This window comes from Apibacter sp. B3706, from assembly GCF_011082725.1.
GTDB lineage: Bacteria > Bacteroidota > Bacteroidia > Flavobacteriales > Weeksellaceae > Apibacter.
The window spans coordinates 1,745,396-1,759,485 of the sequence record NZ_CP049715.1; the positions used below are offsets into that span (position 1 = coordinate 1,745,396).

The 14,090-nt window shown below is 27.1% G+C and carries 11 protein-coding genes; 8 read left to right on the top strand and 3 right to left on the bottom strand.

Annotated features, from left to right (window positions below; translation table 11 throughout):
- Positions 1 to 23: 23 nt before the first annotated feature.
- Positions 24 to 923: a LysR family transcriptional regulator gene (locus G8C41_RS07715; protein ID WP_160568523.1), complete on the bottom strand. Its 900-nt coding sequence runs from the start codon at positions 921 to 923 to the stop codon at positions 24 to 26.
- 216 nt (positions 924 to 1,139) lie between these two features.
- On the opposite strand from G8C41_RS07715, the gene G8C41_RS07720 reads away from it, so the two are divergent.
- From G8C41_RS07720 to G8C41_RS07745, 6 genes are all read left to right on the top strand, one after another.
- Positions 1,140 to 1,619, top strand: coding sequence for a BON domain-containing protein (locus tag G8C41_RS07720; protein WP_160568525.1), 480 nt, complete (start codon positions 1,140 to 1,142; stop codon positions 1,617 to 1,619).
- A gap of 4 nt (positions 1,620 to 1,623) precedes the next feature.
- Positions 1,624 to 2,043: an SH3 domain-containing protein gene (locus G8C41_RS07725; RefSeq protein ID WP_105297141.1), complete on the top strand. Its 420-nt coding sequence runs from the start codon at positions 1,624 to 1,626 to the stop codon at positions 2,041 to 2,043.
- Positions 2,044 to 2,384: 341 nt separating this feature from the next.
- Positions 2,385 to 3,536: an ATP-binding cassette domain-containing protein gene (locus G8C41_RS07730; protein ID WP_166007087.1), complete on the top strand. Its 1,152-nt coding sequence runs from the start codon at positions 2,385 to 2,387 to the stop codon at positions 3,534 to 3,536.
- Between the two features lie 21 nt (positions 3,537 to 3,557).
- Positions 3,558 to 4,940: a hypothetical protein gene (locus tag G8C41_RS07735; RefSeq protein ID WP_166007089.1), complete on the top strand. Its 1,383-nt coding sequence runs from the start codon at positions 3,558 to 3,560 to the stop codon at positions 4,938 to 4,940.
- A gap of 28 nt (positions 4,941 to 4,968) precedes the next feature.
- Complete coding sequence (locus tag G8C41_RS07740; RefSeq protein WP_160568531.1) at positions 4,969 to 6,405, top strand: sensor histidine kinase; 1,437 nt, start codon at positions 4,969 to 4,971, stop codon at positions 6,403 to 6,405.
- Entirely contained in the window at positions 6,398 to 7,093 is a 696-nt protein-coding gene (locus G8C41_RS07745) for a tRNA1(Val) (adenine(37)-N6)-methyltransferase (protein ID WP_166007091.1), read from the top strand. The genes G8C41_RS07740 and G8C41_RS07745 overlap by 8 nt, the downstream gene beginning before the upstream one ends.
- On the opposite strand, the gene G8C41_RS07750 is transcribed toward G8C41_RS07745, so the two are convergent.
- Positions 7,088 to 7,450: a YraN family protein gene (locus G8C41_RS07750; RefSeq protein WP_166007092.1), complete on the bottom strand. Its 363-nt coding sequence runs from the start codon at positions 7,448 to 7,450 to the stop codon at positions 7,088 to 7,090. The two genes, G8C41_RS07745 and G8C41_RS07750, sit on opposite strands and share 6 nt — an antisense overlap.
- A 38-nt stretch (positions 7,451 to 7,488) precedes the next feature.
- Here G8C41_RS07750 and G8C41_RS07755 point away from each other — a divergent pair, with 38 nt between their 5' ends.
- Together G8C41_RS07755 and G8C41_RS07760 are read left to right on the top strand one after the other, a co-directional pair.
- Complete coding sequence (locus G8C41_RS07755) at positions 7,489 to 8,307, top strand: hypothetical protein (protein WP_166007095.1); 819 nt, start codon at positions 7,489 to 7,491, stop codon at positions 8,305 to 8,307.
- Between the two features lie 1,196 nt (positions 8,308 to 9,503).
- Entirely contained in the window at positions 9,504 to 10,292 is a 789-nt protein-coding gene (locus G8C41_RS07760; protein WP_166007097.1) for a tetratricopeptide repeat protein, read from the top strand.
- Between the two features lie 692 nt (positions 10,293 to 10,984).
- On the opposite strand, the gene G8C41_RS07765 is transcribed toward G8C41_RS07760, so the two are convergent.
- On the bottom strand, positions 10,985 to 14,065 hold the full coding sequence (locus G8C41_RS07765) for a UvrD-helicase domain-containing protein (protein WP_166007099.1): 3,081 nt from the start codon (positions 14,063 to 14,065) through the stop codon (positions 10,985 to 10,987).
- Positions 14,066 to 14,090 lie beyond the last annotated feature (25 nt).

Genomic DNA, 14,090 nt, shown 5'->3' on the forward strand with positions numbered 1-14,090 from the left:
TGCCAATGAAAAAATGTTATTCCTTATAACGATGGGTTATAATGTGAAGTAGCAAATTTTATAAAAAGATCTGAATTTCCTTCAGGAACTCCTTGCTTATAAACAAAATAAAACCAGCGTTTTATATTTATTCCCTCTATATCAATTATTTGAAATTCTCCTTTTTTTATATCTTTAGCTACTGCTGCTATGGATATAAAACCTATACTGTTGGTATGGGTAAGGTAGGACTTGATGCCTTCTGTACTTCCTAAATGCATAGCAATGTTCAGATCTTTAAGCTGTATATTGACAGCTTGGAAAGCATCTCGTATAATATCCAAACTTCCTGATCCTAATTCTCTCAAAACTAGGGGTACTTTTTGTAATTCATCTAAAGTCAAAATTTCTATTTTTGAAATTTCCTGTGAGGTGTGTGCAATGGCAACAATTTCATCTTTTAAAAAAGGAATGTATTTAAGTTGCTTATTTTTGGGTTTGCCTTCAACCATTCCTAACTCAATTTTTTTTTCAATCAGATATTTTTCAATTTCTTCTGTATTTGCGGTTATAAGAGACATTTTAATTTTCGGATATTTGGAATGAAATTGAGACATTAAAGCAGGAAGTAAATATTGTCCTAAAGTAGTACTTGCTCCTAGTTGAAAAGTTCCTGAAAAATTTTCTTTCAGTAAATCAAAATCATATTGTATTTGTTTATAAATATTCATGATTTTTTCTGAATGGATCAATAATATTTTACCGGCATCGGTAAGCTCTATTTTATTTCCTTTTCGAAGAAATAGGGTTAAATCATATTCGGATTCCAACTCCTTTATATTTTTAGTCACAGCAGGTTGTGAAATATATAATTCCTCGGCAGCTTTGGTAAAACTTAAATTTTTAGCTACAGCATAAAATATTTTCAATCGGAAATCAGACATTATAATTTTTATTATTTCTTGCTAAGTAAATTACTATAAATATTTTATTAAATCATACAATTATTGACTTATAAAAAAAATTGAACCTATTCAAATTAACTTTTATCCTTAGATCCTGTTTTTTAACACAATAGTAAATCTATATATATGGAATAATTTTTGTTTTGGATGGGTATTAAACAATGTTAATTTTAAATAGACCTAAAAAACCAAATTATGAAACAATTAAAAAAAATTTTATGGGCTTTTGCATTAATGGGTACGCTGAGCTTTTCTTTGACATCATGTAAAAACGAGCCTAAAGATTCAGATTTAGTTACCAAAGCAAAATCCGTTATTCCTGAAGGAGTTACTATTGATGTTAAAAAAGGGGTGGCTACACTTACCGGAGAGTATAAAGATAATGACGCTAAACAAACAACTGAAAATGCTGTTAAAGCAATACCGGGTATAAAATCTGTTGAAGATAATGCAACGGTTAAATCAGAATCAGGTGATGTAGTGGTTTCTGTGGATTCCGTATTAAAATCTAAAGTAAATGATATTTTAAAAGGGTATACAGGTGTTACAGCGGATATAAATGATGGTGTGGTAACTCTTAACGGTGAATTAAATAGAAGCGAATTGCCTCGACTTATGCAAGCAATTAACACGCTCCAACCTAAAAAAATTGAACAAAAATTATTACTAAAATAGAAGTATGGCTTTACAAGATAAATACGCAGATTTAATAAATAAGGCGAAAAGTCTGGGAACAACAAATCTTTCTGTTAAAGAACAAAATAATGTTCTTTATATTGATGGAGAAGTTCCGAATGGAGAATCTAAAGATCAGTTGTGGGCTGCTTATAATAAAATTGATCCTGATTTCAGATCCGCTGATTTAATTTTAAATATTAATGTATCACCCAATGCTCCTTCTTCAAAATATAAAGTAACCACTCAAAGTTCTAATTTAAACATTAGAAAAGGACCGGGTACGGATCAACCTATTTTAGGAAAAGCTGCACATCAATCTACGGTAACTTTTCTGAGCAAATATAATGACGATTGGTATTTAATACGATCTGAAGATGGAACCGAAGGATATTGTAATACTGAATATTTAACAGCTATATAAAATTATTATACTTAAATATTTTTTGAGGGGCTTGAATTAATTTTCTTGCCCTTTTTTTTTCTAATTGAATATACCGGAATCACATTGATATTTTTTTAAGATTGCTTGACCTGTTGATACTATGACTTTTTAAAAAACATTTAAATTTTTTGTTTATTGTTGCATCTAATTAAATTTAGATAGAATTATAGTTTCTTAGGATTGATTTTTGCTAGTATCTTATCTAATATTTTTATTTAAACTGTTTTTATTTTTTTGTGTATAATTTTATTTTTTATTTACTATTGCCTTTGAATTTTGATCAACAGAGAACTAGTATTATTTTAATACCTATATATTAAATGAATTTATTCGAAAAGCAATTTCAAGATATTATACATTTTTTACAGTTTGACGATTATTCTTTAGTTTTAAAGAGAATTATTGACTTAACGTTAGATACGGAAGAGATATCTTTTTATAAGAAAACAAGTGATTTACTTCAATGGGTTGATTATAATGAATCCAATGAAAAAGGAAAAAAGGAAAAATATTCTGTCATCTTAAATGAACTTTATCAATTTCTTTCTAAAAAAGAAATTCATGAACCGAAAAAACTTCTTGAAGCCGAAAAAGTTAAAAAATCATACAGTAAATCTGCTTTTTCTTTAGGTCCTATAAGCTTAAAAATTTCCGAAGGAGAAATTATTGGTTTAGTGGGAGAAAATGGAAATGGTAAAACTTCTTTGCTTAGACTTTTATGTGGAGAATTGGAAGTGACTGAAGGAAATATATCTTATACGCTGGATTTTAAAGATCGATATGAGTTAAGAACTAAGTTGATTTATATTCCTCAAAGGCCGAATCTATGGTACGGTTCTATATTAGATAATCTTCAATTTACTGCATCTTCTTATAATATTAAGGGAGAAGAAAACGAATTAATGGTTGATTTGATTACTTCCAGAATGGGATTGCGAAACTATCGGAAAATGAATTGGGCTAATCTTTCTTCAGGATATAAAATGAGGTTTGAATTAGCCCGAATGTTACTTAGAAAACCTAAACTTTTACTGATTGATGAGCCTTTAGCTAATTTAGATATTCTTTCTCAACAAACGGTATTGGAAGATTTTAAAGCAATAGCAAAATCTCCATTCAGACCTTTGGGTATCGTTGTAAGCTCTCAGCAATTGTATGAAGTGGAAAAAAATTCCGATCAAGTGCTATTCTTAAAACATGGGGAACAAAAAAATATAAAAAGTGAGAGTTCTGATAAAAAAGAATTGCCTGAATTGATTATTGAGTTTGAATCGGAATGGCCTCAGGAAAAACTTTATGCTTCTTTATCTAAAATCTCTTTACTAAAATTACAATATAATGGAGGTTCTTATATTGCGCATTTTCCTGATACTACGTCGGTGAATAATTTTTTAACTCTTTGTATTGATGATCAGATACCCATTAAGTATTTTAGAAATATATCTGATTCAACTCGTAGATTTTTTATTTAATTCTTTTAAAAATCCGTGATCATGTTTACAAAAACACAAAAACGTTTGCTAGAAAATTACCCTATTTTATGGAACACAAAATTTGTTCCGATGGGTATAACAGTTCTATTTATTAATATTTTTTTCTTTATTACGGGTTATTTTTCCGGATCTATTAATTTTTATGAAACAGATTATGATTTAAATAGCACCACTGTCATCTATCTTATTTCAGTTTTAGCTAGTTTATTAATTCTCATTATATGGTTAGTATTTTATTTAAAGAATAATGGCTTTAAGTCCTTTTACCCAAAACAATCTAATGCTCTATATGTGGAATGGCTATTGACTTTCATCTTACTCATCGGCAATCAATTATATTCTTACAGTTATTATCAAGGTATTACATATAAGGAAAGAGCCTTTGCTTCAAAACAACAAATCTATGAAGCTAAAAAAATATTGAATCAAATTCAAATATTAATACCTGATTCGTATAATTATTATCAATTCAATCCTATCGAGAAAACTATTGATTCTTTAGAAAAAGATCCTGATTCAACTCCCATGCACTTATCTCTTCTTAATTTTTATCCATATAATAAGGAGATTGAGCAGGTTAAAGATTGGTTAATTACCGAACAAAAGGATAGCATAAGAAATTTAATTCGAGAATATTTAGATCTTCAAAAAAAACATAATCTTTCTACCAATCTTACTGTAAACAGTTGGATGAAAATAGTTTATAATCCACCCAATTATATTGTTACTGAATCAAATTATATTAGCAATGCAAAAAATCAAAATGATGATAACATAAAAAATTATGTGGAATTTAAAAAACTCGATTTTGCTTATCAAAAAATGTTTGACGCATATAATAATGGGAATTTTTCCAATGAGTTTATTTTAATCATTTTATATATTGCTTTAAGTTTATCTATAGCAATATTATCCTTTCGTACAACAAGTGGAAAAGCCTGGTTAATCGCATTTATAACATTTGGATTACTTATTTTTATTAACGGAATTATTTCTGTTTTATTCCGTCTATTTTCTTTTGAAATTAATGAGTATAATATCACTTATTTAATAACTATTTATTGGACATTGATACTCTTATTTATGAGCATTTATATTGTACTTAAACTCTATAAAAAAAGCGCAAAGAATAAATCAACTGTACTGATAAATTTAATTTTATGGATATTACCCTATATGCCTATACTTTATTTTACAACGTTTATGATAATAATGAATGAAACCTCTTGTAGTGAATATCTGAATCATTATATTAGTACTATATACCTTTACTTTTTTAATCATTCTATCGCCTTTTTTTGGATTAATCTTATATTTGTAGGTATCATTTTATTCTTTATAGCTAAAATAATAAAAAACTGGAAAGCTTTGCCTGAAGAATAGATGAAATTAACCCTATTTTTTATTTTAAATGTACAAAAGATTCCCATTATCCTTGCGAATTTTTTTAGTGATGATCCTCGTTGTGGTCAGCACTATATTTGCCATGGGATTGATAACTTTTTATCAATATATAAGAATTGCGGAGGAATATAATAATAAAAGGCTAGAAAGAAAGGAACAATTAATTATAGAAACTTTCGATTATCTCATTTCCAATCGAAATACAAAACCGGAGGAGGTTAAAAATAAAATTGGCAATAAAATTTATGAAATTTCAGATATTAATAATATCGATATAAATTTTTATTCTCTGGATGGAAAATATATTTTAGGGAATAAATTACCCAATCCTAAGACTGAATTTGTTCCTAAAGAAATCTTAAAAAATCTGAATGTAAATAACGACCGTATAGAGGTTATAAACAAGCTTCCTAATTCAGAAGAAAGTTTTACGTCCGTATACAGATACCTTTACAACAATGATTATCAACCTATTACAATTATAAATTTTCCTTTTTTACATGATGAAGCATTTCTAAAAAAAGATTTTTATTCCTTATTATATAGATATTTAGTTATCATGCTTATCGTATTAATTGTAAGTGGTATTTTTTCATGGTTCTTTTCACTTACTTTAACCAGAAAAATTAAAGATATTGCTTATCGGCTTAGGGATACCGGCGCACTTACTCATAATAGACCCCTTTTATATAATTATATTGATGAAGTGAGTCCATTGGTTAAAGCTTACAATATTATGCTGAATAAATTTAGAGAGCAAACTGATGCACTGGTTAAAAAAGAAAAAGATAATGCTTGGCAGGAAATGGCAAGACAAGTGGCTCATGAAATTAAAAATCCGCTTACCCCTATGCGGCTCGAAATTCAAAGTTTTCAATTAAGATTTAATCCAGAAGATCCACAAATTCATGAAAAGTTAGATTCATTAACCCGTTCATTAATACAACAAATAGATACTATTGCCTCGATTGCCGGCGCATTTTCGGACTTTGCAAAAATGCCTGTAAAAAAGGATGAAAAGTTAAACGTAATTGAAGTTGCTAAAATTTCATTAGAAATATTTCCATCTCAACAAATTTCACTTGATACACTTGATGAATTGGTCATTTTAAATATCGATCCTAATTTATTGAACCGTATATTAACCAATTTAATAAAAAACGCTTTTCAATCGATACCGGAAGGAAGAACTCCCCATATTATTGTAAAAATCAGACAAGACATACGAATGGTTTATTTTTCTGTTATTGATAACGGAAATGGAATTCCGGAAGAAATAAAAAGCAAAATTTTTACTCCTCAATTTTCGACTAAAACCAGTGGAAGTGGTTTAGGTTTAGCTATCATTAAAAAACTAATTGAAGAATATAATGGGTCTATAACCTTTATGTCTGAAGAAGGGAAAGGAACTATTTTCAAATTTGAAATCCCTAAAGGTGAATAATATTTTTAAGTTTAAAAAATTTAATATATTTCAAAATAATTCCGTATTCAAAGTAGGTACAGATAGTGTATTATTAGGTTGTTTTGCTGATATACATAATGCCTCCCACATTCTTGATATTGGTACCGGTACAGGGATACTTTCGTTAATGTGCGCGCAAAGAAATTCCATTTCTCATATTACAGCCATGGATTCTGAATACAATGCGTATTCTTTGGCCTTGGAAAATTTTAAAAATTCTTCTTTTTCTCAAAGGATCACAGGTATCCATTGCGATTTAGACCGTTTCTTTAGTGATATATTATTTGATTATATTATTTGTAACCCTCCTTATTTTAAAATTTCAGAAGTATTACATCGTAAACATCCTGTCGCCAGGCAGCAAATAAAACTTAATTATCATCTTCTTATTAAAAAATCGGCATCATTACTATCTCAAAATGGAAAAATTGGATACATTTTTCCTATAGAAAATGAGCAAGAAATACTTGAACTATCAAATAGATATAATTTATTTCCCAATCGCATTATATATATTTCAGGAATAAGAAATGGAAAAATTAAAAGAATTTTCCTTGAACTTAGCAGAGAAGATAAAAATCCTATAATTAAATACTTTGTTATAGAAGAAAAAAGCCGTATTTGGTCGGAAGAATATAAAAAATTAACATCAGATTTCTATTTATAATATCATAGAAAAGGCGTCTTTTATATGTTCAATTTGCCATCTGTAATCTTTTTTTATGATGGAAATAATATCGAACCTTACATTGACATCCATTTTTTTACAAAGCACATATTCATTTGCTGCTTTAATCAATAATTTTCTTTTTGATCTGGTTACTGCCTCTATAGGATCAATGATAGTTGTATAGTTTCTAGCCTTAACTTCTACTATTACCAACTCAGAAGCATTTTTAGCAATAATATCAATTTCCGCCTTATCATATTTCCAATTTCTATCTAATATTTCATATCCTATATCTAAAAGATAATAAAATGCTTTCATTTCTGCTTCTTTTCCAAATTCATTATGATAAGCCACACTATATTTTTTAGTTTATTAATTAAAATTATATTTATATGAAATACAAATATACTATATTTGAAAAAAAATCCTGTATGAGGAATAAGACCCTATTATTTTTTAGTTTTTTTAGTTTCTTCATTTTTTTCTCCTGTGGAGACGAAAATTTTGAACCCTATCCTAATCATGAATTTGATAACCATAAAGGTTTATTACCTTCAGAATATATAAAAACTGAAATAGATAAAAATACAGGGAATAAATTAACTGTAACTACTTCTATGCAATACGATAATTTGAATAGATTAATAAATATTAAATCGTCTATCTCAGATTCGATAATTAATATTCATATGATCACTTATAATGAAAGTAATGGTAAAGTTTATACCGTTACTACCGAGAATGCCGGAGGAACTTATTTGTATTCTTATGAATATACCAAACCCGGTATTATACTTGAGCATAGAAGTTTTAAAACAAATCCTCCTCCCGGATATCCTGAAATTAAACCTTATACAAGAACCTTAGCTGTTTCGGGCGATAAATTACTAAAAATAGAAGATCCAAAAGACGCACAAACCCATCTTTTCAAATACGACAAATACGGAAATTTAACTCAATTTGATACTACTATTTATACTTATGACATCTTAAAAGGCTTGATGAACAACGTAAAAACTCCTCATTGGTTATTTGCAGCATTCGAAGGAAATTTTCCATTCACTTACAATCTGGTTAATAATATTACCGGTGATAATAAGGGAACTGTTTATAATTATGAATATAATAAAGACTTACATCCTGATTATCCTACAAAAATTATTCTTAACAACACAGAAGAAATAATTATCAATTATATAGTTGCTAAATAAATCAAAATTTACCCTTTAAAAAATACACAAACTTTTAAATCTTAATACAATTAAATTTATTATTGAAAGTAATAAACAATAAATTATTATTCTCAAATCTATTGCATTAACTAACACTAAAAATGATTATATAATTACCTATGAGCTACATTTATAATGTAGCTTTTTGCATTTTATATCTACCTTATTAATCAATCTCAATTATAGTAACACATATAAATATCCGAATACATTACTTCAATTATTAGATTATTAAAACATATAATAGCTTAAATATTGAATCATATTTCTATTACTATTTATTTTTCTTACCCAATAAAGAATAAATTAATTATATTTGCCACTTAAATTAGATAAAATATACGATTATTTATTATTAAACTAACTTATTATTGAAAAATATAATCTTATGAATTTATTCGATAAAAAAAAAATGTTGATACCAATTTATAATGATTTCGCTATGTTTAAAGCTCCTTCTTTTTTTATTAATTATAGAATTTATCAGAATGTAAAAAAATTTATTATCCTAATTCCTTTTGAAATAAAAAAATTAAAAACTAATATTAGCAAATTATTATCTAAATGTTATTATACTTTCAAATATAATTTATTCAACTTTTCTAATTACTTGTTTTTTCCACAACCTTTCAAATTTAAAAAACAAACCTATCCATTGATTATTAAATTGTATAGTTTATACGTTTCTCAAATTATTAGTAATCAATTTATATATGCTATTTTAAGTATGAATATAATTCAATTGTATGATTATTTTGCTTTTTTTAACTACAAAATATTGAGCATCATACCATTATTTAAATTGCTAGATTTATTATCTAAAAACTTAAATAATAATATTTCAATATTTGGAAATAAAATAAAAAGAGATAATTTAGATTTACTTTTCGTACCATACTAAAGAATAGACCTTACACATACCAATTTATACTAAAAAAAGATATCTTATCTTAAATTTTATTTTTTTTACAATTATATAACTGTAAATCTAATCTTTATAGATTGATTTCAAAAGATCTATTTTATATTGTATTTATAAAAGGGGAAGATTTATTTAAATATAATATATATTATAAATACCAATAATTTTATTTTTTTGTTAAAAGTATCTTCAAAATAACAAATATTTTGTCTAATTATAAGTGACTGTAAAATAAAGAAAACTACAAAATATTATGAACAAAAAAAATTTAAAAAAAATAATAGAACAATGCATATACTATGAGGAATATGGAAAATTTACAGATTGTTTGACAATTTTACATCATTTAACTAAGCAATACCCTAAGGTTAGTTATTTTTATCATTTAGCCCAAGTATATTACAAAAACAAAAACCCGGATTTAACATTAAAATTTATAAATGAGGCAGTACTTACACAACCTAAACATAAAAAATCTTGGTTTTTAATAAAAGGTGTCTTTTATGAAGATCAAGGAAAGCTTAATGAAGCCGAACAAATGTATTTAAAAGCGTTAGATATTGATTACGATCATTTTGACTCTAGAATTCAATTAATAAGCCTATATTTTTATAAATACAAAGATTATCAGGAAACAATTAAACAATGTGAGTTCGTATTCTCCTATAAAAAATTTGAATATACCAAAAAAAAAAAGTGCCGTACATCTTTTATGTGGTTGTATGCACTATGGGCTCCTTTGTACAAATCCTATATTTATTCTCACCAATATAAGCAAGCCATTAAAATAATAAATCATAAAAAACAAACTATTAATTTTATGTCTGTTGAAATAAAAGAAGATTTTTTTCGTAGGGAGGATAAAATTTTATTTAAACTATATTATCTTTTAAACGATAAAAAAAAATTAGACGAAATAACTTATTTATGGAAACATTATTACAAAGTGAGCGATAAGTACATTAAAGGAATGAAACTTGATGCTGATCAAAACTATATTACTCATATAAATCCAAAAAATTACGACATAGATATATTTTAGGAATGTAATACATTATTAGACGGATGCTTAAAATCTAAATTTAAATAGATACAAATACCATTTTGTTTTATAATTCATATTTATATAAGTAAAGTTAAAAATTCTTAACAAAGCTCGTAAGCTTTTGAGATTTAAAACTATTACTAATTAAGACGAAGTATAAAACAGGATTTGCATATTAATTATTTATTGTGAAATATCTTAAAGCTTATTATAAAATGTAAGCGATTTTTGTTTAATAAATTTCATCATAAATCAACTGTAAAAAAAGATGTTAACTATGAACTTTAAAAGTATTAAATAGTATATATTCTAGAATAAGTGTATAGGTTAAAATTTTTATAAACTAATAATAAATTGTACTAAACAAATATAGACTTATTAAAAAATGAGATCGTAAAATTTCTTTGAAATTCAGAAACTATGTTTTCACTATGTAAACTTATAAGTTGTTCGGAAACATACTATATAAACTTATTATTTTTAAAAATATACAAAATAAGCCTCAATGTTTTTTATTACAATTTAAAAACATTAATGGCTAAAAGATTTATCTTCTTACTACGGAATTCGATGAAATATGGGATAATTACTTAATAAGTATTTCATAGTTTCTTTCATAAAAAAAGTTGAATTAGTTTTTTAAAAAATTATTTCAATAAATGTAATATGAAATAAACTTTTGTTTAAGTTCAAACATATATCACTTCCACATCATCTGAAGAAATATATACCAATAATTTACTTGCAACTTTTTTATTCATTCCCACTAAGGCTTTTTCATATAGCGAAATTTGTTTTTTATGACCGGTTAATTTTTCACCCGTTTTGAAATCAATAAGTGTTAATGAATCTTGCTTTTCTATGATTCGATCGGGGCGGTAAATTTTTCCTTCATATATTATTTCCCGTTCTTGATATACAGTTATCCCTTTTGAAAAATAATCTTTTAATTGAGGATTGGATATAACTTTTTGTATTATTTTTTCAATTTCTACTTCCTGACCGATTGGAATAAATCCCGTCAAAGTTAATTTTTTAATTACCAGTGGCAGATCTTCCGGAGTATTAATTTCTGCTAAAATAGCATGTATACTATTACCGTATTGAATGTCTTCGTTCTCCTCACTATAAAATTTATGAGCCTCGGAACTTACTTTTATTTTAGAATTCCATCTTTCAGAGGTCCATTGTATTTTTTCTTCTTGAACAATATTTTTTGCGCTTTTTTCATTATTTTTCTTAAAATCGGGAGCAGGATAAAGTTCAACTATTCCTTCTGAAGATTTCCCTTGCTGAATTAAAAATTCACCCAACGAACTTAATTTATCTTTTCTTTCTTCCAATAAAAATAATTGTTGTGACGCCCGTGTGGTTGCAACATATTGTATACATAATTCATCTATCTTATTTTCAAATTCTCGGATAGTTACCACCTCTTTTATACTATCACCGGTATCATCTAAGCCTGATTTTGAAGATGTGTAAAACTTATCAAACCCATTATATAAGTCTTTATCAAGTGGAAACCAATATTCTTCCTTTCTAGAATTGCTATCGATCATAGGATAAATTACAATTGGAAATTCCAATCCTTTAGATTTATGTATAGTCATGATCTGGATGGCATTTCGATTATCGGGAAATCGTATGGATAATCCCGGGCTTTTTAATTCCCAATATTCTAAAAATTCTTGTAAACTTATAACTCCATTTTTTTCCAGCTGAACTATCATATCCAATAAGGCAGAAATATATAAATCTTCTTTCTCTCCAAACCCTAAAGAATTAATAAATTCTTCTACATAATCATAAAAGCTTAAATTATATATTTGTTGATAAGGCAAAGAAATATTCAATTTTTCTTTAAACCAATTAATAATATCGTCAAAATCCAAATCTTTTATTTTACAAATTTCTTCTGTAAAATCTTCAAATTCCGCTCTACCTATGGTAAAAAGAAGATGGAGCATTCTCACCAAATTTTCTTTGTCTTCAGGATTGGAAATCCATTGTAAAGCATAAATAAGAGCCTGGATTTCAGGGGACGATACAACTAATAACGCTTCTTCTGTCAGAATCGGATATCCTTTTTCTGCAATTTTATCTACAATGGAAACACTATGCTTTTTATTTCTTACTAAAATAGTTATATCTTTAAAATCAAAACCATTCTGTAAAGACTCTTCAATTATTTCAACAATTCTTTCTTCTAAAAGATTTTCTTCTTTTGGAGAGATAAATGATACCTGTACCCTTCCCCCTTTGGGTAAGTGGGAGATTTGCTGTGCATGGACTCCAAACAATGAAGAATATTCGGGATTATTTACTAAATAAGAAGATACATATTGATAATAGGTATTATTAAAATCAACAATATTGGGCAAACTTCTGAAATTATTCTGCAAAGTTTTTACATGAATGCCTTTGTCTTCTGCATTAGCTATAAGATCGATTAATATTTCAGGATTTCCTGAACGAAATCTGTATATGGCTTGCTTGGGATCACCAACCAAAGTAATTGAATTTCCATCTGAGACTTTTGCATTATCTAACAAAGGAATTATATTATTCCATTGAAGTTGTGAAGTATCTTGAAATTCATCTATAAAGTAGTGATTGTATCTCCCTCCTAATTTTTCATATATAAAGGCTACCGGTTCCTCTTTTAAATGAGTTCCTATAATAGGATTTACATCTGATAGAAATACTACATCATTTTCTGTTTTTCGTCTGTGTAAAAATCGATTAATTTCAGATTGCAATTCAATCGTAATTAGATTTTTACGAACAGATTCATCTACTTTAATTCTAATGATCGCTTGTTTTATTTTATAAAATGCTTCAATAATTTGCGGTGCAATACCTTTTATATCTTCTTCATGACTCGATTTTGATTTTGCATATTTTTCTTCTTCACAAAAAGCTTTATAGTAAGAAGAAGATAAGTTTATACTAAGTATTTTGCTCGTGTCCTGCATTTTATAAAAAAATCCGGCCATACCTCTCGCTCCTTGATAAAAATCTCCTACTTCTAAACCGCTAGATTCAAATAACGCTATAATTTCATCGGCTGTTTTTTGTATTAAGGTATAATTTTCCTGTACTCGCCTACTTATTAACTGATTCAATTTTTTAAAATCTTCAATCTCTTTAGAAGTCAAAGAATTAATCTGTTCCAGATTCTTTTCTTTTAAAAAATTTTGTGAGGAAGTCAATAGTTCCTTTCTAATATCTGTAGATGATTCGTTCTCGAATTTCCAAAATATATAATTTAAAATGACCTCAGCAAAAGGATTATCTGTTCCTAATTCATCTACTAATTCATCAATTGACTGTTTGAGATATTCCGAAGAATCCAGTTCCACCGCAAACGAATACGACAACCCCAATTCTTTGGTAAATGCCTTCATCAATCGTAAATTAAACTTATCAATGGTACTGATGGAAAATAAAGAATAATGATGTAAGATATAGGATAAGGCCCTATACGATCGCTGATGTAAAAGAGATATATCTATATTCAGTTCTTGAGATATCTGCTGTAAAACTATATTCGATTGATAATTTTTTTCATCTGAAAAATCCTTTAACCATGAAAGTATGCGCGTTTTCATTTCATTAGCTGCTTTATTGGTAAAAGTTACTGCTACTATGGAACGCACAGACTCTACGGTATCATTTTGCAACAGGATACAAAGGAAATTTTTCACCAAAGTAAATGTTTTCCCGGCACCTGCAGATGCATTGTATATCGTATAGCTTGAACTCATTCAGATGAAAATTAAAAAAGGATTT

What these genes read in the sequence shown, in the direction of transcription:
- G8C41_RS07715 (WP_160568523.1), bottom strand. Translation starts at nt 923, where the DNA reads ATGTCTGATTTCCGATTGAAAATATTTTATGCTGTAGCTAAAAATTTA.
- G8C41_RS07755 (WP_166007095.1), top strand. Translation starts at nt 7,489, where the DNA reads ATGAAATACAAATATACTATATTTGAAAAAAAATCCTGTATGAGGAAT.
- G8C41_RS07765 (WP_166007099.1), bottom strand. Translation starts at nt 14,065, where the DNA reads ATGAGTTCAAGCTATACGATATACAATGCATCTGCAGGTGCCGGGAAA.
- G8C41_RS07760 (WP_166007097.1), top strand. Translation starts at nt 9,504, where the DNA reads ATGAACAAAAAAAATTTAAAAAAAATAATAGAACAATGCATATACTAT.
- G8C41_RS07735 (WP_166007089.1), top strand. Translation starts at nt 3,558, where the DNA reads ATGTTTACAAAAACACAAAAACGTTTGCTAGAAAATTACCCTATTTTA.
- G8C41_RS07725 (WP_105297141.1), top strand. Translation starts at nt 1,624, where the DNA reads ATGGCTTTACAAGATAAATACGCAGATTTAATAAATAAGGCGAAAAGT.
- G8C41_RS07720 (WP_160568525.1), top strand. Translation starts at nt 1,140, where the DNA reads ATGAAACAATTAAAAAAAATTTTATGGGCTTTTGCATTAATGGGTACG.
- G8C41_RS07740 (WP_160568531.1), top strand. Translation starts at nt 4,969, where the DNA reads ATGTACAAAAGATTCCCATTATCCTTGCGAATTTTTTTAGTGATGATC.
- G8C41_RS07730 (WP_166007087.1), top strand. Translation starts at nt 2,385, where the DNA reads ATGAATTTATTCGAAAAGCAATTTCAAGATATTATACATTTTTTACAG.